Consider the following 22,685-nt stretch of genomic DNA (forward strand, 5'->3'; position numbering starts at 1 on the left):
GACGGAGACACCGGCGGGGACGCTGTGCGAAGCTGTGCGCATGATCAGGACGGAACCGCCCTTCGACGGCGGCGAGCGCGAGCAGCTGACCGCCTTCCTGGACTTCCTGCGCGAGGCCGTCGTGCTCAAGTGCGCGGGCCTGACCGACGAACAGGCCCGCCGCAGCCTGGTCCCGAGCGAGCTGACCACGATCGCCGGCCTGGTCGGCCACCTGACCTACGTGGAGCACTACTGGTTCGAGGCGGTGCTCGCCGGCCGTCCCAACCGGTGGGCGGAGAAGCTGGCGGACGACCGCGACGCCGACTTCCGCGAGGCGCTCACGGTCCCGCTCGCGGACCTGGTGGCCGCCTACCGCGCGCAGTGCGCCACCAGCCGCGAGATCGCGGCGGAGCTGGCGCCGGACACCCTGGTGTCCTTCAAGGACGGTTCGGTCAACCTCCGCTACGTGCTGATCCACATGGTGGAGGAGACCGGGCGGCACGCCGGGCACCTGGATCTGCTGCGTGAGCTGACCGACGGCCGGACCGGCGAATGAGGCGTCCGGCGCGGTGATTTTGCAACGCCACGGACGACACGCGGCGTGGCTACTGGATTCCGCTTCGCCGGATCCCTACCTTCGGCGGACGGAGTGGGGAGTTGACATAACTCTGAACCTTGAGTTTAGGTTGAGGGTTTTTCGCTCCCGGCGAGCGGTACGAGGAATCACGATAGGAAGGCGGACCCGATGACGCCCCCGCACAACTACCTCGCGGTGATCAAGGTCGTCGGCATCGGCGGTGGTGGCGTGAACGCCGTCAACCGCATGATCGAGGTCGGCCTCAAGGGTGTCGAGTTCATCGCGATCAACACGGACGCGCAGGCGCTGCTGATGTCCGACGCGGATGTCAAGCTCGACATCGGCCGCGAGCTGACCCGCGGCCTGGGCGCCGGCGCGAACCCCGAGGTGGGGCACAAGGCCGCCGAGGACCACCGCGAGGAGATCGAGGAGGTGCTCAAGGGCGCCGACATGGTCTTCGTGACCGCGGGGGAGGGCGGCGGCGCCGGCACCGGCGGCGCGCCGGTGGTCGCCTCGATCGCGCGCAAGCTCGGCGCGCTCACGATCGGCGTGGTGACCCGGCCGTTCACCTTCGAGGGCAAGCGCCGCGGCAAGCAGGCCGAGGACGGCATCCAGGCGCTGCGCAACGAGTGCGACACCCTCATCGTCATCCCCAACGACCGGCTGCTGCAGCTCGGCGACATCGGCGTCAGCCTGATGGACGCGTTCCGCTCCGCCGACGAGGTCCTGCTCTCCGGTGTCCAGGGCATCACCGACCTGATCACCACGCCGGGTCTGATCAACCTGGACTTCGCCGACGTGAAGAGCGTGATGTCCGGCGCGGGCAGCGCGCTGATGGGCATCGGCTCCGCGCGCGGCGAGGGCCGGGCGGTGCAGGCCGCGGAGAAGGCGATCAACTCGCCGCTGCTGGAGGCTTCGATGGAGGGCGCGCACGGCGCGCTGCTGTCCATCGCGGGCGGCTCCGATCTCGGCCTGTTCGAGATCAACGAGGCCGCCTCGCTGGTGCAGGAGGCCGCGCACCCCGAGGCGAACATCATCTTCGGGACGATCATCGACGACTCCCTCGGCGACGAGGTGCGCGTGACGGTGATCGCGGCCGGGTTCGACTCCGGCTCGCCCACCCACAAGAAGCTCGAGCCGCCCGCCGTGGGCACCCGCTCGACGACGGCGTCCGCCGAGGCCAGGCAGGTCCGCCAGCCGGCGCCCCCGGCAGCGACGCCGCCCGCCCCGCCCGCCGGTGGGGGCTTCCCGGTCACGCCGCCGCGGACGCCGCCGTCGGGCACCAGCTACGGCACGCCGCCCAGCGGGCTGCCGCAGCCCGGTGGCGGCAGCCGCAGCTACCCGGCGCCGCGCACGAGCACCAGCCAGGGCAGCCTGCCCAGCCGGGCCGTCCCGGTCACCGACGACCCGTCCGACGACGACGTGGACGTCCCGCCCTTCATGCGGCGCTGACCCCGCGCCGGGCCTGACCCGCGGTCAGGCCCGGTGGTGCTGTTCGAGTTCGTCGATGGCGCGGGACAGCGTCCAGCGTTCGTCCTCGGACAGCTCCCACGGCAGGTGGTCCCGCAGCGCGGCGTCGAGCCGCTCGGCGACCACGACCTCCAGGATGTCCGGCACCCCGGCGCCCATCAGCAGCTCGGCCAGCGGCACCGACCAGTGGGGGTGCGGGAACCGCGCCGCGTGGCGGCTGGCGCGCGCCTCCTGCCAGATCCGCCGCGTCGCCTCGGGCCCGTCGAACCGCACGGCGTCCTGCAACAACCGGCACCAGCCGAGGTCGGCCATGTCCATCGCCCCGCTGAACTCGCCCCAGAGGTCGGCCTCGCCGACCTCGCGGAACAACACCAGCGCTCCGGCTCGGTCGCCCGCCGCGTAGCGCGCGTCCGCCTCGTCCAGCTTGGCCTTGAGGCGCTGGCCCGCGGTCGCGCCGTGCTTCGCGAGGTACTCCTCGCGGTCGCGGGCGAGATGGGCGACCTCCGGCACCCGGCGGGTGACCTCCCACAGGTCCTCCGCCTCCTCGTCCGGGACGCCGTGCTCCAGCGCCCTCTCGAGCAGGGCGATCGCGCGGTCGTTGTGCTCGGCCATCTCCCCGGAGGAGAGGAATCCGATGTCGTCCAGGTGGCCGTAGGCGCCGGCGAGCGCGAACGCGCCCCGCACCGCCGGGTCCACCTCGTCCAGGCGCTCGTCCACGGCTTCGGCGATGCGGGTCCACTTCTCCTGGCCGGGCGGGGTGAACAGCGCGGCCAGCTCCGGCGGCAGCTTCCCGGAGGTGGCCAGCGCGCGGACGCTCGGGGGCACGGGTGGCAGATCCATGGCGGTGAGACCGGCCGAGCACGGTGTCCGGTTCCCAGTAGGCTCAGGGCAAACCAGGCGAGTGGAGGTAGTGGGACTTGCGCATCCGTCGGGTGGTCACGACCAGGGCGGGTGGCGTTTCGGCGCCGCCGTACGACACGTTCAACCTCGGTGACCACGTCGGTGACGATCCGGCCGCCGTCGCGGCCAACCGCAAGCGGCTGGGTACCGAGCTGGGTGTCGAGCGGGTCGCCTGGATGGAGCAGGTGCACGGCCGCACGGTCACCGTCGTCGACGGCAGCGAGACCGCGCCCGCCGAGGCCACCGACGCGCTCGTGACGAAGACCCCCGGCCTGCCCGTCGCCGTGCTCGTCGCCGACTGCGTGCCGGTCCTGCTCGGCGACCCGGAGAGCGGGGTCGTGGCCGCGGTGCACGCCGGCCGCGTCGGCGCCCGCGTCGGGGTGCTGCCCGCCGCGCTGGAGGCGATGGTCGCGGCCGGCGCCGAGATGGGCCGCATCGAAGTCCTGCTCGGCCCGGCGATCTGCGGCGAGTGCTACGAGGTGCCCGCCGGGATGGCCGCCGACGTCGACCAGCACCTGCCCGGCAGCGCGACCCGCACCCGCACCGGCAAGCCCGGTCTGGACCTGCGCGCCGGCCTGTGGCGCCAGCTCGCCGAGGCCGGGGTCGGCAAGGTCGGCGTCGACCCGCGCTGCACCGCCGAGGACCCCACGCTGTTCAGCTACCGGCGCGACGGCACCACCGGCCGCATCGCCGCGCTGACCTGGGCCGAGCCGGAATGAGCGACGAGCAGCGACGGGAGGGGATCGCCAAGGCGCTCGAAGCCGTCGAGGCGCGCGTCGCGCAGGCGTGCGCGGCGGCCGGGCGGCCACGGGCGCAGGTGCGTCTGCTCGCCGTCACCAAGACCTTCCCCGCCACCGACGCGGCCCTGCTCACCGACCTCGGCCAGACCGACCTCGCGGAGAACCGCGACCAGGAGGCCGGCGCCAAGGCGGCCGAGGTGCGCGTGCTGCGGCCGGAGGCGCGGCCGCGCTGGCACATGATCGGGCGGCTGCAGCGCAACAAGGCGCGCTCGGTGGTGCGGTGGGCCGACGAGGTCCAGTCGGTCGACTCGATCCGGCTTGCCGACGCGCTCGCCAAGGCGCTGCGCAACGCGCACGAAGCGGGGGAGCGGTCCGGGCCGCTGGACGTCCTGATCCAGGCCAGCCTCGACGACGATCCGTCACGAGGCGGCTGTCCGCTCCCTCGGCTGGGTGAGCTGGCCGATCACATCGCCGGGCTGGACGGGCTGCGGCTGCGCGGCCTGATGGCGGTCGCGCCGCTCGGCGCGGACCCCGCGCCGGCCTTCGCGCGCCTGGCCGGAGCGGCCGATGACCTCCGCCGGAACCACCCGGAGGCGGTCGAGCTGTCCGCCGGGATGAGTGGTGATCTGGAACCCGCCATCGCGCACGGTTCGACATGTGTGCGTGTCGGAACCGCGTTGCTCGGCGCCCGCGGTTTAGCCTCGCCGTAGCGAGATCACCCGGAAGTGAGCGATCGCGTCCGGGTAGTCAGGTGAGGGAGCGGCTAGGGAGAGGCATGAGCGCGCTGCAGAAGCTGAAGGCCTACTTCGGCATGATCCCGGCCGACAGTGACGGTTACGACGGCTACGACTCCTACGAGGCCGCCGACCGGTACGACGACGACTACCGGCGCGACTACGCCGACGAAGCCTACGACGGCTTCGACGAGGAGCCGCCGCCGCGTGCCCGCCGACGGTACCGCGACGGGTCCGGCTACGACGAGGAGGGCCCGCTCCGCGCGCGGCCACGGGCGCCGGAGCCGCCGGTGCACGGCGCGCTGGCGGTCGAGCGGCAGCCGGAGCCGGTGGCGCGGCTGCGGCCGGTACCGGAGCCGGCCCGGGCGTCCGCGCGGGACGCGCTGGGGCGGATCACCACGCTGCACCCCACGAGCTACGTCGAGGCGCGGGGGATCGGCGAGGCGTACCGCGAGGGCATCCCGGTGATCATCAACCTGACCCAGATGGAGAACGCGGACGCCAAGCGTCTCGTGGACTTCGCGGCCGGGCTGGCGTTCGCGCTGCGCGGCTCGATGGACAAGATCACCAGCAAGGTGTTCCTCCTCTCGCCGCCGGACGTGGAGGTGACCGCGGAGGAACGCCGCCGGATCGCCGAGGGCGGGCTGTTCCTCCGTCACTGAGGGCGACCACCCGGTCCGGAAAATGACCCGGAACAGGGTGATGGCCCAACTACTATTCGTAGCAATTTAGGCCGAACGGGTGAAACCGTTGGCTAAATCACAGTTCGATTACGTGACCCGGACAGACCGGGTGTTCCGGGTGCTCCCGGGGTCACGGTGATGTGGCAGAGTGGTGTTCGTGGATGCGGTCCGGCTAGTCCTCTACTACGTGCTGTTCGTCTTTTGGCTGCTGCTCACAGCACGTGTCGTGGTGGAGCTCGTGCGTGCCTTCGCACGGGATTGGCGCCCCGCCGGTGGGGTTGCGGTGACGCTGGAGACCATCTACACAGTGACCGATCCTCCGGTCCGCGTGGTGCGGAGGATCATTCCGATGGTTCGCATTGGCGGCGTCGGACTGGACTTATCGATTATGGTGCTGCTGTTGGTTGTGTTCATACTGATGCAACTGGCGCTTCCTGGGTGACTTCGGGGGAACCCAGGTGTCGGAGCAGGCCATGGAGTGCGTGAGGTGATCTGATGTCGTTGACCCCCGCTGACGTGCATAACGTCGCGTTCAGCAAGCCACCCATCGGCAAGCGGGGCTACAACGAGGACGAGGTGGACGCGTTCCTCGACCTGGTGGAGACCGAGCTCGCGCGGCTCATCGAGGACAACAACGAGCTGCGCCAGCAGGTCGAGCAGCTCGACGCCGAGCTCGAAGGCACCCGTGCCGACCTCGAGGCCGCCCGCGCCGGAGCCGGACCGCAGGAGCGCCGCCTGGCGCCCGTGCCGCCGCCCTCGGCCGCCGAGCAGACCCAGGCCCACCCGATGTCGGACGGCGGCGAGCCGAACGTCCAGGCGGCGAAGGTCCTCGGCCTGGCCCAGGAGATGGCCGACCGGCTGACCGCCGAGGCCAAGACCGAGTCCGACGGCATGCTGGCCGAGGCTCGCGCGAAGTCCGAGCAGCTGCTCTCCGACGCCCGCACCAAGGCCGACTCGATGGTCAACGAGGCGCGCACGCGAGCGGAGAACATGCTCAACGACGCCCGCACCCGCGCCGAGACGCTGGAGCGGCAGGCGCGCGACAAGGCGACGACCATGGAGCGCGAGGCGCAGCGCAAGTACACCGAGACCATGAACACGATGAACAGCGAGAAGACCGCGCTGGGCAAGAAGATCGAGGAACTGCGCACCATCGAGCGCGAATACCGCACGCGGCTGCGCGGGTTCCTGGAGTCCCAGCTGCGCGAGCTCGACGATCGTGGTTCCGCCGCGCCCGCGTCGGCGTCCTCGAACTCGGGACAGGCGAGCGCGGGATCGGGCAGCGGCCAGGGCTACTCGTTCGGTCCCCGCGCCGAGGCCGGCTGAGCTTCCCGGTGACGGTTCCGGCACTCCGCGTGGGAGGGTCGGAACCGTTCCGGGCGTGGTTCGTGTTGTAATTCACCGTGCTCTTCATCGTTCTGATCCTGGTTCTGGCCGCGCTGGGGCTGCTGATCGCGGCTCTGGTCACGGCGAACTCGCTGTGGGCGTGGATCTCGATCGGCCTGTCGGTCGCCGCCGGGCTGCTGCTGGTGGCCGACTTCGTGCGGCGCCGGGTGGCCCGTCGCCGCGCGGCCGCCGCGCTGGTGGCGGAACCGGATGAGGAGCCCGCGGCGGAGTCGTCGGCCGCCGCGGTGGACGAGGAGCCGTCGGCCGCCGAGGTCGCGGAGGACGCGGAGAAGCCGGCCGGGGAGCCGTCGACGGCGGACGCCGAGGTGGACGAGGCGCCGGTGGACCAGACCGCGCTGCTGCCGACCGCCGGTGAGCTGGTCGGCACCGCCGAGGAGGGCGAGCCGGGCGAGGAGCCCACGGCCCCGGCGGACGCGGAGATCGTGGACGAGCTGGACGCCGAGGTCGTGGTCGTGGACGAGCACCCGCGCTACCACCTGACGGACTGCGGCTGGCTCGCCGACCGCGACACGATCCCGATCTCCGTGAAGGAGGCCCGAGACCTCGGGTTCACGCCGTGCGCCCGCTGCACCCCCGACGCCCACCTGGCCGAGGCCCACCGCGCCAAGGCCTGAGGGAGGCTCACCGCGCGAAGGCCTGAGGCGCCTCCGGCCGAGGCCCACCGCGCGAAGGCCTGACGCTCACGCCATCCGCACGCCGAGGAGATCGGCGAGCGCGGTGGTGCCCGTGCTGGTCAGCCGTGCCCGGGCCGGTGCCGCGTCACCCAGCCCTGCTTCAGGAACACGCGCCGCGAGCGCGGCGTCCAGCGCGCCCGCTGCACCCCCGACGCCCACCTGGCCGAGGCCCACCGCGCGAAGGCCTGACGCACCTCCGGCCGAGCCGCCCCCGAAACCAGGATCCGAGCCCACGCGGCCCGATTTCCCCGAGGCGCTGCCGCGGCTTCAGCCGGCGACACGCACTCCCAGCCGTCCGGCGAGTGCGTCCGCTCCCGTGTCGGTCAGCCGGAGTGCCCGGTGCCCGGGCCGGTGCCGCGTCACCCAGCCCTGCTCCAGGAACCGCGCCGCGAGCGCCGCGCCCAGTCCGCCCGCCAGGTGGTGCCGCTGCTCGGACCAGTCCAGGCAGAACTTCAGCAACGGCCGCCGCCCGCGGGCGGCGGCCACGGCGTCCACGTCCAGCCCGAGCAGCGCCAGCACCTCCGGCGCCTCCGGCCCCAGGGCGTAGGGGTGCTCGGCCAGCGGCTGGGACAGCGCGTCGCCCGGGCGGCGGCTCGTGCCGGGGACACCGTCCGTCGTGACCAGCGCCCCGCGCTCCACCAGCGCCGCCGTCACCGAGACGCCCAGCCGCCCGGCGACGTGGTCGTAACAGGTCCGGGCGAACCGCAGCGCCCGCGCCCGCGTCCCCGATCGCAGCGAGGTGACCGGCCGGGCGGGGGAGAAGCGGGCGAGCGTTTCGAGGATCTCGACGGCGTCCGGCCGCAGCCGGTAGAAGCGGTGCCGCCCGGACCGCTCCGCCTCGACGAGCCCCGCCTCCCGCAGCTTCGCCAAATGCGCACTGACCCCCGGCGCGGACAACCCGGCCTCGGCCGCGAGCACGGACGCCGCGAGAGCCCGCCCGTCGGCCAGCGCCGTGAGCACCCGCACCCGGGCCGGATCCGCGAACAGTGCCGCGGTGCGCGCGATGTCGGCGTCCCCTCCACTCATGGCTCCAGCATGCCGCGCCGACACTTCCACCGGCGCCGAAGCGTCCCGGCACACTTCCACCCACCCGGAAACGAATCCGGGGTCTCCTGGACCCATGCCCGACAAGCGTTCCGCCGTCCTGCTCACCCAGTGCGCCGGCATGTTCCTGGTCCAGCTCGACGTCACCGTGGTCAACGTCGCCCTGCCGAGCATCGGCGCCCGCTTCCACGCCGGCGTTCCCGCGCTCCAGTGGATCGTCGACGGCTACACCGTCGTGCTCGCCGCGCTGCTGCTGTCCGGCGGGGCACTCGGCGACGTGCTCGGCCACCGCCGGGTCGTGCTCGCCGGCCTGGGGATCTTCGGCCTCGCCTCCGCCGGGTGCGCCCTGGCGCCGGACAGCGCGACCCTGATCGCCGCCCGCGTGGCCCAAGGCGCCGGGGCCGCGCTGCTGCTGCCCGGGACGCTGGCGGTGATCACCCGCACCTTCCCCGGCCGCCACGAACAGGCCCGCGCGCTCGGCGTCTGGGCCGGCGTCTCCGCGCTGGCACTGGCCGCCGGCCCGCTGCTGGGCGGGCTGCTGGTCACGGCCACCGGCTGGCGCTCGCTGTTCTGGATCAACGTGCCGCTGACCGCGCTGGCCGCCGCCGGCACCCTGCTCGTCCCGGCGGATCCGCCCACCACCGGCCGCGTGGACGTCAAGGGCGTCCTCACCGGCGCCACCGCCCTCGCCGCCCTGGTCTACGCGGTCATCGAGTCCAGCATCCCGGCCGCCGTCCTCGGTGTCGCCGCCGCCGCGGCGTTCCTCGCCGCCCGCCGGACCGGCCCGGCGCCGATGCTGCCGCTGACCCTGCTGCGGTCACGCACCTTCGCCGCGGCCAACGTCGTCGCCGGCGCGATGAACTTCGCCGGCCTCGGCACGATCCTGCTCGCCACCCTCTACCTGCAGGGCGTCCACCACGCCGGCCCGCTGACCGCCGCGCTGGCGATGCTGCCCGGATTCCTGCCGCTGTCGCTGCTCGCCCCGGTCACCGGGCGGCTCACCGCGCGGTTCGGCCCGCGGCCGGTCATGATCGCCGGGCTGCTCACCGGCGCGACCGGCCTGCTCGGCCTGCTGCGCGTCACCGGGCACAGCACGATCGCCGGCTCGTTCCTGCCCGCGTTCGCCCTGTTCGGCGTGGGACTGGGCCTGCTGACCGCGGCCGTCGTCGCCGCGGCGGTCGGCGGCGTCCCGGCCGGCCGGGCCGGCATCGCCAGCGGCGTCAACAACACCGCGCGCCAGGCCTGCGGCGCGCTCGGCATCGCCACGTTCGGCGCCATCGCGGGCAGCCCGGCCCAGCCCGCGGCGTTCCTGCACGGGCTGCACGCCGCCGCGGTGCTGGGCGCCGGGATGTGGCTGGCCGCGGCCGTCCTCACCGCCGTCGCCGTCGGCCGACCCTGAGCGAAACCGGCTTGCGGGAGGCGGCTAACCTGGACGGACACGGCGTCGATCCGGCCATCACCGGGGAGCCTCCGGAAGAACGGGACCGGGTGGTCCTCAGTAGAACCGGACGGGTACGGCCCGTCACAGCCGTCAACGAAGGGGCCCGCTCGGTGAGCGGGCAAACGGGGTGGTACCGCGGAAGCGCGCTCAGGTGGCGCCTTTTCGTCCCCGTGCTGGATCCGCCGAGGATCCGCCACGAGAGCGACGAGCACCCGCGAGGAGCGCACCGATGTACCCGAAGGCTCAGCTCGGCGACGGCCCGGCCGGCCAGGTCCCGTCCCAGCCGTCCTTCCCGGCGCTGGAAGACAGCGTGCTGGCCTACTGGGAGTCCGACCGGACCTTCCAGGCCACCATCGACGCGCGCGAACCGGGGACGAACGGCAGCAACGAGTACGTCTTCTACGACGGCCCGCCGTTCGCCAACGGCCTGCCGCACTACGGCCACCTCCTGACCGGTTACGTCAAGGACATCGTGCCGCGGTACCAGACCATGCGCGGCCGCCGCGTCGAGCGCCGCTTCGGCTGGGACACCCACGGCCTGCCCGCCGAGCTGGAGGCCGAGCGGCAGCTCGGGATCACCGACAAGTCGCAGATCGACGAGATGGGCATCGCCGCGTTCAACGACGCGTGCCGCGAATCCGTCCTGCGCTACACGAACGAGTGGCGCGACTACGTCACCCGCCAGGCCCGCTGGGTCGACTTCGAGCACGACTACAAGACGCTCGACATCACCTTCATGGAATCGGTGATCTGGGCGTTCAAGCAGCTGTGGGACAAGGGCCTGGTCTACGAGGGCTACCGCGTGCTGCCCTACTGCTGGCGCGACGAGACCCCGCTGTCCAACCACGAGCTGCGGATGGACGAGGACGTCTACGCCAGCCGCCAGGACCCGGCCGTGACGGTCGGGTTCCGCGCCGAGGGCAACGGCACCGAGCTGGACGGCACGTACCTGCTGATCTGGACCACCACGCCGTGGACCCTGCCGTCGAACCAGGCGGTCGCGGTGCACCCGGACGTGGACTACGCCGTGGTCGAGCGCGACGGGAAGCGCTTCCTGCTCGCCGAGTCGCGGCTTCCCGCCTACGCCAGGGAACTCGGCGAGGAGCCGGTCGTGGTGGCGCGCCACCGGGGCGCCGAGCTGGCGGGCGTGAAGTACGCGCCGCCGTTCCCGTACTTCGTCGGCGCCGAGAACTCGCACCAGGTGCTGCTGGCCGACTTCGTCACCACCGACGACGGCACCGGCATCGTCCACATGGCCCCGGCCTACGGCGAGGACGACAAGGCCGCCGGCGACGCCGCCGGCATCACTCCGGTCACCCCGGTGGACGCGCGCGGCCGCTTCGACGCGACCGTGCCGGACTACGAGGGCCAGCAGGTGTTCGACGCCAACGCCGACATCATCAAGGACCTCAAGTACGGCACCGGTTCGGCCGCCCGGCAGGGTGCGGTCCTGCTGCGGCACGAGACCTACGAGCACTCCTACCCGCACTGCTGGCGCTGCCGGAACCCGCTGATCTACCGCGCGGTGTCGTCGTGGTTCGTCAAGGTGACCGCGTTCCGGGACCGCATGGTCGAGCTGAACCAGCAGATCACCTGGTACCCCGAGCACGTCAGGGACGGCCAGTTCGGCAAGTGGCTGGAGAACGCGCGCGACTGGTCGATCTCGCGCAACCGCTACTGGGGCACGCCGATCCCGGTGTGGATGTCGGACGACCCCGCGTACCCGCGCGTGGACGTGTACGGCTCGCTCGACGAGCTGGAGCGCGACTTCGGCGTGCGGCCGACCGATCTGCACCGCCCGCACATCGACCAGCTCACCCGGCCGAACCCGGACGACCCGACCGGGAAGTCCACCATGCGGCGGGTGCCCGAGGTGCTGGACGTGTGGTTCGACTCCGGCTCGATGCCCTACGCCCAGGTGCACTACCCGTTCGAGAACGCGGAGTGGTTCGAGCACCACTACCCGGGTGACTTCATCGTCGAGTACATCGGGCAGACGCGCGGCTGGTTCTACACGCTGCACGTGCTGGCGACGGCGCTGTTCGACCGGCCGTCGTTCCTCACCTGCGTCGCGCACGGCATCGTGCTCGGCTCCGACGGGCAGAAGATGTCGAAGTCGCTGCGCAACTACCCGGACGTCAACGAGGTGTTCGCCCGGGACGGCTCGGACGCGATGCGCTGGTACCTGATGTCCAGCCCGATCCTGCGCGGCGGCAACCTGATCGTCACCGAGAAGGGCATCCGCGACGCGGTGCGCCAGGCCGTGCTGCCGCTGTGGAACTCCTACTACTTCCTCGCGCTGTACGCCAACGCCGAGGGCGTGGAAGGTCAGTGGCGCACCGATTCCACGCACGTGCTGGACCGCTACATCCTCGCCAAGACCGGTGAGCTGGTCACCGACGTGCAGTCCGCTTTGGACACCTGCGACATCGCGGGCGCGTGCGCGACCACCCGGGACTTCCTCGAGGTGCTCACGAACTGGTACGTGCGCCGCTCGCGCGAGCGGTTCTGGGCCGGCGAGAAGGACGCGATCGACACGCTGCACACGGTGCTGGAGGTGGTGTCGCGGACGATGGCGCCGCTGCTGCCGCTGACCACCGAGGTGGTGTGGCGCGGGCTGACCGGTGGCCGGTCGGTGCACCTGCAGGACTGGCCGCTGGTGGACGAGCTGCCCGCGGACGCGGCGCTGGTGACGGCGATGGACCGGGTGCGCCAGGTGTGCTCGTCGGCGCTGTCGCTGCGCAAGGCGAACAAGCTGCGGGTGCGGCTGCCGCTGGCGAAGCTGGTCATCGCGGCCGGTGACGCGGACGCGCTGGCGGACTTCACCGACATCATCGCCGACGAGGTCAACGTCAAGGCGGTCGAGCTGAGCACCGACGTCGCCGCGCACGGCCGGTTCGAGGTCGCGGTCAACGCCCGTGCCGCCGGGCCGCGCCTGGGCCGCGACGTGCAGAAGGTGATCAAGGCCGTCAAGGCGGGCGACTGGACCACCTCGCCGTCCGGCGCGGTGGTGGCGGCCGGCATCGAACTCGCCGAGGGCGAGTACGAGCGGCGCCTGGTCGCCAAGGAGGAGAGCGCGGCCGCGGAGCTGCCCGGCGGCTCCGGCCTGGTGCAGCTGGACACCGCGGTGACCCCGGAGCTGGCCGCCGAGGGCGTGGCGCGCGACCTGGTCCGCGTCGTGCAGCAGGCGCGCCGGGACGCCGGGCTCGACGTGGCCGACCGCATCGCGCTGACCGTGGACGCGCCGGAGGACGTGGTGGCCGCCGCGACGCTCCACCAGGAGTTCATCGCGGGCGAGACGCTCGCCGGCGAGGTGGCGTTCGCGCACGTCGACGGCGGGTTCTCGGGTGCGGTCGGCGACGGGGAGAAGATCACCGTGGCGGTAACGAAGGCACCCTGATGCCCGACAGACCGGGAAACACCAACAGGGGGTATCGCCGGTGACGTGGCGCAGGTGGGTGCTGGCGGGTGGCGCGGCCGCGGTCGTCGCGATCGTCGTGGCGGCCGTGGTCGTGGTGTGGGGTGGCTCCTCGCCGGAGAAGCCCCAGGCCAGTGGTTCGGGCGCGGAGGACGCCGGCACCGTGGCGGCCCGGTTCCTGCGCGCCTTCGCCGAGGGCGACGCCGACGCGGCCGCGGCGCTGACCGACGACCCGCGCGCGGCGAGCGTGCTGCTGGCCGACGGACGCCGCGGCCTGGCCCCGGTGTCGGTCGCGGCGCGGCTGGGCCAGGTCACGCCGGGCGCCACCCGGGCCACCGCGGCGTTCCAGGTCGGCTGGACGATCGCGGCCGGGCAGGTGTGGTCCTACGACAACACCCTCGACCTGGTCTCCGCCGACGGCCGCTGGCTCGTGCACTGGAGCCCGGCGGTGGTGCACCCGAAGCTGCGCACCGGGCAGCAGCTGGCGGTGCGCACGCGCGCGGGCAAGCTCGCGGTGGTCGACCGCAACGGCCGTCCGGTCCTGGCCTGGCAGTCGTCGGGCACGCGGGCGGCCGAGCCGGGCGCGGGGCCGCTGCTGGTGCCGGCGATGCAGCGGACGGTGTCCGAGCGGTCGCAGGACGGCTGGTCGGTGGTGAGCACCGACCTCGACGGCGCGGTGCAGGAGACGCTGTTCGGCCAGGGCGAGGTCGAGGTGGCGCCGCTGACCACGACGCTGAGCCTGCCCACGCAGGCGGCGGCGCAGCGGGCGGTCGACTCGGCGGCGGGCCCGGCGATGCTGGTGGCGATCCAGCCCTCCACCGGTGACCTGCTCGCGGTGGCGCAGAACGCGGCGGCCGGGGCCGAGCCGAAGGCGCTGAACGGCCTGTACGCGCCGGGGTCGACGTTCAAGATCGCCACGGCGGCGGCGCTGCTGGAGTCCGGCACGGCCACCGCGGACACGATCGCCGACTGCCCGGCGACCGCGCGCATCGGGCAGCGCACGATTCCCAACGACGACCAGTTCTCCTTCCCGCCGCTGCCGCTGCACTCGGCGTTCGCGCACTCGTGCAACACCACGTTCGCCCAGCTCGCCTCGACGTTGCCGGCCGACGCGCTGGCCGACGCGGCGAGCGGGTTCGGCCTCAACGCCGACTTCACCATCCCCGGCATCACCACCGAGGCCGGCAAGGTCGTGCCCAGCACGAGCGGGGCGGAGCAGGTCGAGTCGGCGATCGGGCAGGGCACGGTGCAGGCCAGCCCGTTCGGCCTGGCGCTGATGGCGGCGACCGTCGCGCGCGGCGACGAGGTGACGCCGCGGCTGTGGCAGGAGCTGGAGACCACGGTGAACACCGGCTACCGGGCGCCGTCCCGGGACGTGATCGCCGCGCTGCGGACGATGATGCGTGAGGTGGTCACCGGCGGCACCGCGACCGGGCTGCGGGACAACGGCGCCGTGTACGGCAAGACGGGCACGGCGCAGTTCGGCGACGGCAGCCGGTCCAACGGGTGGTTCGCCGGGTACCGCGACGACGTGGCGTTCGCGGTGCTGCTGCTCGGGTCGGATTCGTCGAAGCCGGCGGTGACCGTGTCGTCGGTGTTCCTGGGCGCGCTGGGCTGACGTTTCGGCCCGGGCCGATGCGTCCGGTGGCTACGGTGGCCGGTGTGGAGACGATCGCGCTGGCCGAGGTGGCCGCGGTGCTCGCCGACCCGAGCCGGGCGGCGATGTGCCTGGCGCTGCTCGACGGCCGCGCGTGGACGGTCGGTGAGCTGGCCCGCGCGGCGGGGATCGCCCCGTCGACGGCGAGCGAGCACGTCAGCCGCCTGCGGGAGGCCGGGTTCGTCGCGGGCGTGAAGCAGGGGCGGCACTCCTACGTGCGGATCGCCGACCCGCGGGTGGCCGAGCTGATCGAGCACCTGGCGCAGCACGCCGAGCACCGGTCCACCTCGGGCCTGCGCGGGTCCCTGCGCGCCCGGCGGCTGGCGTTCGCGCGCACCTGCTACGACCACCTGGCCGGGGCCGCCGGGGTGGCCCTGCGGGACGGCATGATCGGGACCGGGCTGATCACCGAGCGTGCCGGGCTGGCGCTGACCGCGCGCGGCCGCGAGGTGCTCGGTGAGCTGGGGGTGCGGATCCCCACGGGGCGGCGCCCGCTGCTGCGAGCGTGCCTGGACTGGACCGAACGCCGCGACCACCTGGGCGGCGCGCTCCCGGCGGCGCTGTTCACGCACGGAGTCGAGCAGGGCTGGTTCGAGCGGCGCCCGGACCGCGCGGTGCGGGTGACGCCCGCCGCGGCGGAGCCCCTGGCGCGCCTGGGGGTGGAATTACCGGCCGAGCGCCCGGGGACTGGGTGAGGTGTGGCTTGTCGGCGGCCCGGCCCTCGCCTCGCGTGGCCTTCGCTGGGAGCCGAGTCTGGGAGTCGCGGCCGGGTACTCCTCGTGACCGGCTGCGCACCTGCCGTCGGCGGCGCGGCGGACGGTGCTCGCCCCGGTACTCCGCGTGCGTGTCCGTGATCTCGTTGCCCGGCAAGGGGAACGGCAGCGTGACGAGCTCGTCGCGCTGCCGGGGGACCCACCGGGCGCGGCAGAGCGCCTGGCCTCCCTATTCTGAGAGCCGGAGAAACCGGGCAGGGGAGGTGCGGGTGGGCGAGCTGCCGGTCGTGCTGGGGCTGGGCTCGGCCGTCCTGCTGGCCGCCGTCCTCGCGGTCCGCTTCTCCACCCGCCTGGGCCTGCCGTCGCTGCTGCTGTACCTCGCGATCGGCGTGCTGCTCGGCGAAGCCGGGTTCGGCATCCAGTTCTCCGACCCGTTCCTCACCCAGGCGCTGGGCCTGGCCGCCCTGGTCATGATCCTCACCGAGGGTGGCCTGACCACCCGCTGGTCGGCGGTGAAACCCGCGCTGGGCCAGGGAGTGGCACTGTCCACAGTGGCGGTCGGGCTGAGCATCGCGATCACCGGGCCCGCCCTGCACTGGCTGCTCGGCCTGGACTGGCGGACCGCCCTGCTGTGGGGCGCGGTGCTGGCCCCCACCGACTCGGCCGCGGTGTTCTCCGTGCTGCGCAGCGCGGGCCTGCCGAAACGACTGGTGGGCGCCCTCGAACTGGAATCCGGCATCAACGACGCGCCGGCCTACATCGCGGTCGTCGTGCTGGCCCAGGGCACCCTGGTGGACTGGTCGCTGCCGCTGCTGGTGGTCTACGAACTGGGCGCGGGCCTGGCGCTCGGCCTGGTGCTCGGCTTCGCCGGGGCCTGGGCCCTGCGGCGCGCGGCGCTGCCCGCCACCGGTCTCTATCCACTCGCGACGGTCGCGGTGTGCGTGGTGGCCTACTCGTCCGGGCAGCTGCTGCACGCGTCCGGGCTGCTGGCCACCTACGTCGCCGCGGTGGTGCTCGGCAACGCCCGGCTGCCGCACCGGTCCGACACGGTGTCCTTCGCGGAGGGTCTCGGCTGGCTCGCCCAGATCGGGCTGTTCGTGCTGCTGGGCCTGTTCGCCTCACCCGGGCGGCTGCTGGAGTCGATCGTGCCCGGCCTGATCGCCGCCGCGGTCCTGCTGCTGCTCGCGCGCCCGGTGTCGGTGCTCGTCACACAGCTGCCGTTCCGCGTTCCGCTGCGCGAGCAGGTGTTCCTGTCCTGGGCGGGGCTGCGCGGCGCGGTGCCGATCGTGCTGGCGATGATCCCGCTGTCCGAGCAGATGGCCGGTGCGCAACGGCTCGTCGACGCCGTGTTCGTGCTCGTGATCGTGCTCACCCTCGTCCAGGGGCTGACGCTGGGCCGCCTCGCGCGGATCCTCCGGCTGCCCGGGGACGCGGAGCCGAAGGAGGTCCAGGTCGACGCCGCGCCGCTGGACGAGCTGCAGGCCGAGCTGCTCCAGGTCAAGATCCAGCCCGGCTCCCGCCTGCACGGCGTGTACCTGTCCGAGCTGCGGCTGCCGTCCGGGGCGTCGCTGAGCCTGATCGTCCGCGACGGCCGCAGCTTCACCCCGCAGCGCACCGACCGGCTGCAGCGCGGGGACCAGATCCTGATCGTGAGCACCGAGTCCGCGCGGGAGGCGGCCGAGCGGCGCATCCGCGCGGTGGACCGGGCCGGGCCGCTGGCGCGCTGGAAGGGCGAGTCCGGCACGTGAGACCCGCTGGCGCGCCGCGGGGACGATCGGTTACTGTGTCGGCGTAGGTCATGAGTGCCAGCGCCAAGCCCCGGCTCGCTGGCCGGCAACCCTCCTTCCGCGGTGGGGTGCCCCGGGTGAGGACCTGGCTCGTCGCGAGGTGCGGCGGGCAAGCGCGGACCCCGGTGCGGGTCCCCGGACCCGAGGAGCCGTTCCGATGACTCTCGCTCTCGATCGCGTCACCACCCCCGCCGTCACCGCAGCCGCGGCCGTTCCGCTGGTCACCGGCGGGGAGCTGGACTACGCCAACCTCGACCACGCGGCCAGCGCCCCGTGCCTGGAGTCCGTGCGGCGCGCGGTGGACGAGTTCCTGCCCCACTACGCCAGCGTGCACCGCGGCGCGGGGTTCGCCTCGCAGGTGTCCACAAAGGTCTACGAGCGGACCCGTGACGTGCTGCGCCGGTTCGTCGGCGCGCGGTCCTCGGACGCGGTCGTGTTCACCCGCAACACCACGGACGCGCTGAACCTGCTGGCCCGCAGCCTGCCCCGGCACACGTCGGTGGTGCTGTTCGACACCGAGCACCACGCGGCGCTGCTGCCGTGGCGCGGCCCGAACGTGCGCCGGATCCCGCTGCCGAACACGCGCCTGGCCGCGGTGTCCGCTGTGGACAGTGCGCTGGCGGAGTGCCCGGAGGGGCCGCGGCTGGTGGTCGTGACCGGCGCGTCGAACGTGACCGGCGAGCTGCTGCCGGTGGCCGAGATCGCGGCGGTGGCCCGGCGGCACGGCGCGCGCGTCGCCCTGGACGGCGCGCAGCTGGCTCCGCACCGGCCGATCTCGGTGCGGGAGCTGGACGTGGACTACGTCGTGCTGTCCGGGCACAAGCTGTACGCGCCGTTCGGGGCGGGCGCGCTGATCGGGCGGGGCGACTGGCTGCGCGCGGCGGACCCGTACCTGGCCGGCGGCGGGGCGACGAAGTCCGTGCGCCGCGACGGCGACGGTCTCGGGGTGGCGTGGCAGAGCGGGGTCGAGCGGCACGAGGCCGGTTCGCCCAACACCGTGGGCGTGTACGCGCTCGGTGTGGCGTGCGAGGAGCTGGCCGGGTCGTGGGACGCGGTGGTGGCGCACGAGCGGGAGCTGCTGGAGCGGCTGACGCGGGGGCTGGCGGCGGTGCCGGGCCTGGCGGAGCTGCGGCTGTTCGACGGCGCGGCCGAGCGGGTCGGCACGGTGAGTTTCGTGCTCGACGGGTTCGAGCCGGGCTGGGTGGCGGCGGTCCTGTCGGCCGAGTACGGCATCGGCGTGCGCGACGGCGCGTTCTGCGCGCACATCGCGGTGCGGCGGCTGGTGGAGCGCACCGGCGGGGAGGGGCAGCAGGCGCTGCGGGTGAGCCTCGGGCTGGGCACCACGGCCGAGCACATCGACCGGCTGGTGACCGCGCTTCGGCAGATCGTCGCCCGCGGCGCCCGGTGGACCTACGGGGTGGTGGAGGGCCGGTGGGCGCCGTGCCCGGATCCGCGGCCGTTGCCGGGGTTTCTGGCCTGAGCGGTGTGGGCGGTTCCGGGCGTTTCCCGGCCTGCGCCGGGGGCCCTCCCGGCAGGCGTGGACAATGGCGGGGTGAGCAGTGACCCCCAGCCCTCCCCGAACCCGGACACCGTGCCGGACGAGCAGCCGGCGCCCCCGCCCCGGCGGCGCGCCCTGCTGCTGGCCGTGATCGCGATCGTCGTGTTCGCGGTGGACGTCGTGACCAAGTCGGTCGTCGTGGCGACCCTGGAGGGGCACGAGCCGGTCCGGGTGCTCGGCGGGCTCGTCTACCTGCAGCTCATCCGCAACCCCTTCGCCGCCTTCGGCCTGGGCGTCACCGGCATGACCTGGGTGTTCGCGATCGTCGCGTTCGGGGTGGTCGTCGCGCTGATCTGGTTCGCCAAGCGGCTGCGCTCGGCCGGCTGGGCGATCGGCCTCGGGCTCATCCTGGCCGGCGCGCTCGGCAACCTCGTCGACCGCGTGTTCCGCGCGCCCGGTGTCCTGCGCGGTCACGTCGTGGACTTCGTGTCGCTGTTCGCGCCCGACGGTGACGTGTGGCCGGTCTTCAACGTGGCCGACTCGGCGATCTGCGTCGGCGGCGTGCTGATCGTGCTGCTGTCCCTGCTCGGCCGCGACTACGACGGCTCCGTCAAGAAAGCCAAGCGTTGAGCGCCCGGATGCTGCCCGTCCCGGACGGGCTCGACGGCATGCGCGTGGACGCGGGCCTGGCGAAACTCCTCGGCCTGTCCCGCACGGTCGTCGCGGAGCTGGCCGAGTCCGGCGACGTCCTGCTCGACGGTCGTCCCGCCGGCAAGTCCGACCGCCTCTCGGCCGGGGTGCTGCTCGAGGTGACCCTGCCCGACCCGGACAACCCGGTCGAGGTGATCGCCGAACCGGTCGAGGGCCTGCGCATCCTCCACGACGACGACGACATCGTGGTCGTGGCCAAACCGGTCGGCGTCGCCGCGCACCCCAGCCCCGGCTGGACCGGGCCCACCGTCGTCGGCGCGCTCGCCGCGGCCGGGCTGCGCGTCTCCACCTCCGGCGCGGCCGAGCGCCAGGGTGTGGTGCACCGCCTCGACGCCGGCACCACCGGCGTGATGGTCGTGGCCAAGAGCGAGCACGCCTACACCGTGCTCAAGCGCGCGTTCAAGGAACGCACCGTCGACAAGGGCTACCACGCCGTCGTGCAGGGCCACCCGGACCCGACGCGCGGCACGATCGACGCCCCGATCGACCGGCACCCCCGGCACGACTACAAGTTCGCCGTCGTCGCCGGGGGCCGCCCGTCGGTCACCCACTACGAGGTGATCGAGGCGTTCCGCGCGGCGTCCCTGGTGGACGTCAAGCTGGAGACCGGCCGCACGCACCAGATCCGGGTGCACTTCTCGGCGCTGCGGCACCCGTGCGCCGGCGACCTGACCTACGGCGCGGACCCGGTGCTGGCCCGCAAGCTCGGCCTGACCCGGCAGTGGCTGCACGCGCGCACCCTCGGCTTCGCCCACCCCGCCGACGGCCGCTGGGTCCAGTTCGAGGCGCCCTACCCGGAGGACCTGTCGCACGCCCTGGACGTGCTGCGGGCGGAAAGCTAGGCGGCCCGCCCGTTACGGGTCACCCGGTAGCGCGGTTCCGGGCCCAGGACGGCAGCCAGGCCGGGCCGGTCAGCGGTGGCAGACTCGCGAAGTGCTCGATGACCGCCCGCAGGCCCGGGTGCGGGTTCGTCCGGGGGAGCAGCAGCGAGAGCGGGTAGACCAGCGCCGGGTTCACGATCGGGATGCGGCGCAGGTCGTGCTGAGCCGGCCACAGGTAGCGGTCGCGCGCGCCGACGAGGGTCGCCAGGTCCGCCGACTCGGCGAGGGCGTCCGCGAGCACCTCGTTGCCGAAGTTCGGGCCCGCCGCGTCGATGCGCAGGTCGAACTCCGTGGCGAGCTGGTCGTAGAACACACCCCATTCGCTCCGCGGCGCGATGCCGGGCACCCGGATCGGCAGGCCGCGCAACCGGTCCGGCGTCACCGCGCGTTCGGCGGCGAGCGGGTGCCTGGGGCCGACGAGCAGCTCCAGCGGCGAGTCGAACGCGTGGATCATCCGCACCTCGCCGGGCAGCGTGGCCGGATCGGTGACGCCGCGGAACGCGGCGTCCACCTCGCCGGCCTGCACGGCGGCGGCCACCACGCGCGGGTCGTCGACCCGGAGGGTCACCACATCGAGTTCGGTCCCGGGACGGGACCGCCAGTACTCGTGCAGGACGACGGCCTGGGCGGTGCGCAGGCCGAGCACGTCGATCCGCAGCGCCCGCGAGCCCGGCCGGATCGCGGTGACGGCCCGGTCCACCCCGGCGACGATGCCCCGTGCGTGCGGGAGGAACGCCTGCCCGTCGAGCGTCGGTTCGACGCCGCGGGCGGTGCGGACGAACAGGCGGACCCCGAGTTCGCGCTCCAGGCCGGCGATCCGCTTCGACACCGCCTGCTGCGTCACGCCCAGCTCGTCCGCCGCGTGCTGCATCTGCCGCAGCTCGGCGGCCAGCACGAACGATCGCAGTGCCTCGGTGTCCACCGGGCCAGCTTAAGCAGGCTCAACCACCGGTTGTGGCTCCCCGGGCGGCGGTTGTGCCAGATGAGTTCGAGATCGAGTTGGCCTTTGGGGGTGTTGCTGACCGGTTCGGTCAGTTGCCGGGCCGGCTCGAGCAGGTGCTGGGCGGGGGTGTGGGGTTCGGTTGCGGTAGGACGGTCGCAGCAGCCGCACCCCGCGGTCGGTGCGGGAGGTGTCCGGGTCGCGGGAGGCGTAGCTCTTGCCGGCCAGGGTCAGTAGTCCTGGCCCCGGACTGGCCGGGCCGGTAAGGCAACGCGTCGGGGCAGGTGGCGGGCACACACCGCAACCATCGGGCCTGCGAGCGCGCTCCCGGCAGCACCTGCGCTACCGCCAGCGTCATAGGACTCACTCGTCTAGTCCTCCAGCGACCAGGTGAGGGTGCGGTCGTCCGGTTCCGGGCGGGGGCTCCAGCGCACCGCCACCACCCGGGTGGACTCGGGCAGCACGTAGACCGTGTGCCCGCCCGCCGTCTCGCCGGGCTGGACCCCGATCTTGTGCGGCGGCCGGGACGTCAGCGACACCGGCGCCTTCCCCACCGGCGTGCCGTCCTCGGTGAGCAGCTCCAGGTAGTTGTCCGGCAGCGACACGAACGGGATCGGCCCCTTGTTGGTGACCTCGGTGTGCACCACGACCGCCCGCTCACCCGGTTCGAGCCGGTACCCGGCCGCGCCGAACAGGTAGTCCGCCGGGTCCTGCACCTCCAGCAGCTGCACGGTGAGCTGCTCGCCGTCGAGGCCCTGCCCGGCCAGGCTGTCGCCGATCTTCCCGGTGCGCGGGCCCGCCGGTGGTGCGGGCCGCTGGTCGCCGCGGGCCCAGGACGCCGTCTGCGGCGGGCCCCACGTGCTGATCACCGGGTCCAGCGGCGCCGGATACGGCCCGGACGCGACACCGGCGACCTGGTACGGCCCCGAGCCCCCGGCGGGCGGCGCCGGGACCGGGTACGGCCCGGACGGCACACCACCGGGCGGGACACCGCGGCCGGGGCCGTTCTGCCCAGCGAAACCCGCGGCGGGCCTGGCGGGCGGCGGGTAGCCGGGCGCGGGGGGCGCGCCCGGCGGGGCGAACCCGGCCGGCACCGGTCCGGACTGGGGGTGGGACGGCGCGTTCGGGTACCCGGCCGGCACGGCACCGGACGGCGGTGGGTAGCCGGCGGGCGGAACCGGGTAGGGCGCCGGTTGCGGCGTCTGCGGCTGCGCCGCCGGGAACGCCCCGGCGAGCGCCGCGCGCAGGCCCTGCGGGTCGCTCTCCACACCGACCAGCAGCGGCAGCCCGCTGCCGGAGAGGGCGACCAGCCGGTAGGCGGCCTCCCGCGGGTCCATGCCCACGCGGGCGGCGAGTTCGTGCACGGCCACCTTGCCCAGCTCGGCCAGCGCGGCGAGCAGGCGGGCGTCGGCGGGATCGGTCACGGCCACA

General features: G+C 73.7%; 21 protein-coding genes, 1 pseudogene and 1 riboswitch. Of the genes and pseudogenes, 16 read left to right on the forward strand and 6 right to left on the reverse strand.

The genetic code is table 11. The features are described 5' to 3' along the window. Positions 1-40: 40 nt before the first annotated feature. Positions 41-535 (forward strand): DinB family protein, encoded by a 495-nt coding sequence (locus D0D15_RS17670; RefSeq protein ID WP_094005930.1) that lies wholly within the window; start codon positions 41-43, stop codon positions 533-535. Between the two features lie 189 nt (positions 536-724). Then, a complete protein-coding gene (gene ftsZ / locus D0D15_RS17675) occupies positions 725-2,008 on the forward strand; it encodes a cell division protein FtsZ (RefSeq protein ID WP_115944583.1) in 1,284 nt (427 codons plus the stop codon). Positions 2,009-2,032: 24 nt separating this feature from the next. On the opposite strand, the gene D0D15_RS17680 is transcribed toward ftsZ, so the two are convergent. Beyond that, on the reverse strand, positions 2,033-2,866 hold the full coding sequence (locus D0D15_RS17680; protein ID WP_094005932.1) for a hypothetical protein: 834 nt from the start codon (positions 2,864-2,866) through the stop codon (positions 2,033-2,035). 77 nt (positions 2,867-2,943) lie between these two features. Here D0D15_RS17680 and pgeF point away from each other — a divergent pair, with 77 nt between their 5' ends. The 6 genes from pgeF to D0D15_RS17710 all read left to right on the forward strand — a co-directional run bounded on the left by pgeF (position 2,944) and on the right by D0D15_RS17710 (position 7,104). Next, positions 2,944-3,645: a peptidoglycan editing factor PgeF gene (gene pgeF, locus D0D15_RS17685; RefSeq protein ID WP_094005933.1), complete on the forward strand. Its 702-nt coding sequence runs from the start codon at positions 2,944-2,946 to the stop codon at positions 3,643-3,645. After that, a complete protein-coding gene (locus D0D15_RS17690) occupies positions 3,642-4,376 on the forward strand; it encodes a YggS family pyridoxal phosphate-dependent enzyme (protein WP_094005934.1) in 735 nt (244 codons plus the stop codon). The genes pgeF and D0D15_RS17690 overlap by 4 nt, the downstream gene beginning before the upstream one ends. Before the next feature lie 65 nt (positions 4,377-4,441). Next, positions 4,442-5,062, forward strand: coding sequence for a cell division protein SepF (locus D0D15_RS17695; RefSeq protein ID WP_094005935.1), 621 nt, complete (start codon positions 4,442-4,444; stop codon positions 5,060-5,062). Positions 5,063-5,240: 178 nt separating this feature from the next. Beyond that, the gene (locus D0D15_RS17700; protein WP_026153057.1) at positions 5,241-5,525 is read left to right on the forward strand and encodes a YggT family protein; all 285 of its coding nucleotides are present in this window, start codon (positions 5,241-5,243) and stop codon (positions 5,523-5,525) included. A 53-nt stretch (positions 5,526-5,578) separates the two neighbouring features. Then, positions 5,579-6,409 carry a DivIVA-like cell division protein Wag31 gene (wag31, locus tag D0D15_RS17705; RefSeq protein WP_094005936.1) on the forward strand — a complete coding sequence of 277 codons (831 nt, stop codon included), beginning with the start codon at positions 5,579-5,581 and terminating at the stop codon, positions 6,407-6,409. A gap of 77 nt (positions 6,410-6,486) precedes the next feature. Next, positions 6,487-7,104: a hypothetical protein gene (locus D0D15_RS17710; protein ID WP_094005937.1), complete on the forward strand. Its 618-nt coding sequence runs from the start codon at positions 6,487-6,489 to the stop codon at positions 7,102-7,104. A 66-nt stretch (positions 7,105-7,170) separates the two neighbouring features. Here D0D15_RS17710 and D0D15_RS35965 read toward each other — a convergent pair whose 3' ends face one another. Together D0D15_RS35965 and D0D15_RS17715 are read right to left on the reverse strand one after the other, a co-directional pair. Continuing rightward, on the reverse strand, positions 7,171-7,323 hold the full coding sequence (locus tag D0D15_RS35965; protein ID WP_162830602.1) for a hypothetical protein: 153 nt from the start codon (positions 7,321-7,323) through the stop codon (positions 7,171-7,173). A gap of 108 nt (positions 7,324-7,431) precedes the next feature. Then, positions 7,432-8,190, reverse strand: coding sequence for an ArsR/SmtB family transcription factor (locus tag D0D15_RS17715; protein ID WP_115944584.1), 759 nt, complete (start codon positions 8,188-8,190; stop codon positions 7,432-7,434). A gap of 94 nt (positions 8,191-8,284) precedes the next feature. Here D0D15_RS17715 and D0D15_RS17720 point away from each other — a divergent pair, with 94 nt between their 5' ends. The 8 genes from D0D15_RS17720 (at position 8,285) to D0D15_RS17755 (ending at position 20,275) form a co-directional block, all read left to right on the forward strand. Continuing rightward, the gene (locus D0D15_RS17720; RefSeq protein ID WP_115944585.1) at positions 8,285-9,607 is read left to right on the forward strand and encodes an MFS transporter; all 1,323 of its coding nucleotides are present in this window, start codon (positions 8,285-8,287) and stop codon (positions 9,605-9,607) included. A gap of 271 nt (positions 9,608-9,878) precedes the next feature. Next, positions 9,879-13,049, forward strand: coding sequence for an isoleucine--tRNA ligase (gene ileS / locus D0D15_RS17725; RefSeq protein WP_094005940.1), 3,171 nt, complete (start codon positions 9,879-9,881; stop codon positions 13,047-13,049). A 58-nt stretch (positions 13,050-13,107) separates the two neighbouring features. Further along, positions 13,108-14,685, forward strand: coding sequence for a penicillin-binding transpeptidase domain-containing protein (locus tag D0D15_RS17730; protein ID WP_115944590.1), 1,578 nt, complete (start codon positions 13,108-13,110; stop codon positions 14,683-14,685). A gap of 44 nt (positions 14,686-14,729) precedes the next feature. Beyond that, positions 14,730-15,419, forward strand: coding sequence for an ArsR/SmtB family transcription factor (locus D0D15_RS17735; protein WP_094005942.1), 690 nt, complete (start codon positions 14,730-14,732; stop codon positions 15,417-15,419). 287 nt (positions 15,420-15,706) lie between these two features. After that, positions 15,707-17,185, forward strand: a complete 1,479-nt coding sequence (locus D0D15_RS17740; protein ID WP_094005967.1) for a potassium/proton antiporter — start codon at positions 15,707-15,709, stop codon at positions 17,183-17,185. Positions 17,186-17,231: 46 nt separating this feature from the next. Further along, positions 17,232-17,346, forward strand: a riboswitch (SAM riboswitch). A gap of 35 nt (positions 17,347-17,381) precedes the next feature. Then, positions 17,382-18,704: an aminotransferase class V-fold PLP-dependent enzyme gene (locus D0D15_RS17745; protein ID WP_094005943.1), complete on the forward strand. Its 1,323-nt coding sequence runs from the start codon at positions 17,382-17,384 to the stop codon at positions 18,702-18,704. Between the two features lie 72 nt (positions 18,705-18,776). Next, the gene (lspA, locus tag D0D15_RS17750; RefSeq protein ID WP_094005944.1) at positions 18,777-19,352 is read left to right on the forward strand and encodes a signal peptidase II; all 576 of its coding nucleotides are present in this window, start codon (positions 18,777-18,779) and stop codon (positions 19,350-19,352) included. After that, positions 19,349-20,275: an RluA family pseudouridine synthase gene (locus tag D0D15_RS17755; RefSeq protein WP_115944586.1), complete on the forward strand. Its 927-nt coding sequence runs from the start codon at positions 19,349-19,351 to the stop codon at positions 20,273-20,275. The genes lspA and D0D15_RS17755 overlap by 4 nt, the downstream gene beginning before the upstream one ends. A gap of 19 nt (positions 20,276-20,294) precedes the next feature. Here the strand turns inward: D0D15_RS17755 and D0D15_RS17760 are convergent, their stop codons facing one another. The 3 genes and pseudogenes from D0D15_RS17760 to D0D15_RS17770 form a co-directional block, all read right to left on the reverse strand. After that, the gene (locus D0D15_RS17760) at positions 20,295-21,236 is read right to left on the reverse strand and encodes a LysR family transcriptional regulator (RefSeq protein WP_094005946.1); all 942 of its coding nucleotides are present in this window, start codon (positions 21,234-21,236) and stop codon (positions 20,295-20,297) included. Between the two features lie 38 nt (positions 21,237-21,274). Then, a pseudogene (locus D0D15_RS37835) lies at positions 21,275-21,497 on the reverse strand (IS982 family transposase); the annotation flags it as partial. A gap of 128 nt (positions 21,498-21,625) precedes the next feature. Further along, positions 21,626-22,684 carry an AsnC family protein gene (locus D0D15_RS17770; RefSeq protein ID WP_094005947.1) on the reverse strand — a complete coding sequence of 353 codons (1,059 nt, stop codon included), beginning with the start codon at positions 22,682-22,684 and terminating at the stop codon, positions 21,626-21,628. Position 22,685 lies beyond the last annotated feature (1 nt).

The sequence above is a fragment of the Amycolatopsis thermalba genome (assembly GCF_003385215.1).
Lineage (GTDB): Bacteria > Actinomycetota > Actinomycetes > Mycobacteriales > Pseudonocardiaceae > Amycolatopsis_E > Amycolatopsis_E thermalba.

Bases quoted from the DNA above. Each gene is read 5' to 3' on its own strand.
- D0D15_RS17670 (WP_094005930.1), top strand. From the start codon at position 41: ATGATCAGGACGGAACCGCCCTTCGACGGCGGCGAGCGCGAGCAGCTG.
- ftsZ (WP_115944583.1), top strand. From the start codon at position 725: ATGACGCCCCCGCACAACTACCTCGCGGTGATCAAGGTCGTCGGCATC.
- D0D15_RS17680 (WP_094005932.1), bottom strand. From the start codon at position 2,866: ATGGATCTGCCACCCGTGCCCCCGAGCGTCCGCGCGCTGGCCACCTCC.
- D0D15_RS17690 (WP_094005934.1), top strand. From the start codon at position 3,642: ATGAGCGACGAGCAGCGACGGGAGGGGATCGCCAAGGCGCTCGAAGCC.
- D0D15_RS17695 (WP_094005935.1), top strand. From the start codon at position 4,442: ATGAGCGCGCTGCAGAAGCTGAAGGCCTACTTCGGCATGATCCCGGCC.
- wag31 (WP_094005936.1), top strand. From the start codon at position 5,579: ATGTCGTTGACCCCCGCTGACGTGCATAACGTCGCGTTCAGCAAGCCA.
- D0D15_RS17715 (WP_115944584.1), bottom strand. From the start codon at position 8,190: ATGAGTGGAGGGGACGCCGACATCGCGCGCACCGCGGCACTGTTCGCG.
- D0D15_RS17720 (WP_115944585.1), top strand. From the start codon at position 8,285: ATGCCCGACAAGCGTTCCGCCGTCCTGCTCACCCAGTGCGCCGGCATG.
- ileS (WP_094005940.1), top strand. From the start codon at position 9,879: ATGTACCCGAAGGCTCAGCTCGGCGACGGCCCGGCCGGCCAGGTCCCG.
- D0D15_RS17745 (WP_094005943.1), top strand. From the start codon at position 17,382: ATGACTCTCGCTCTCGATCGCGTCACCACCCCCGCCGTCACCGCAGCC.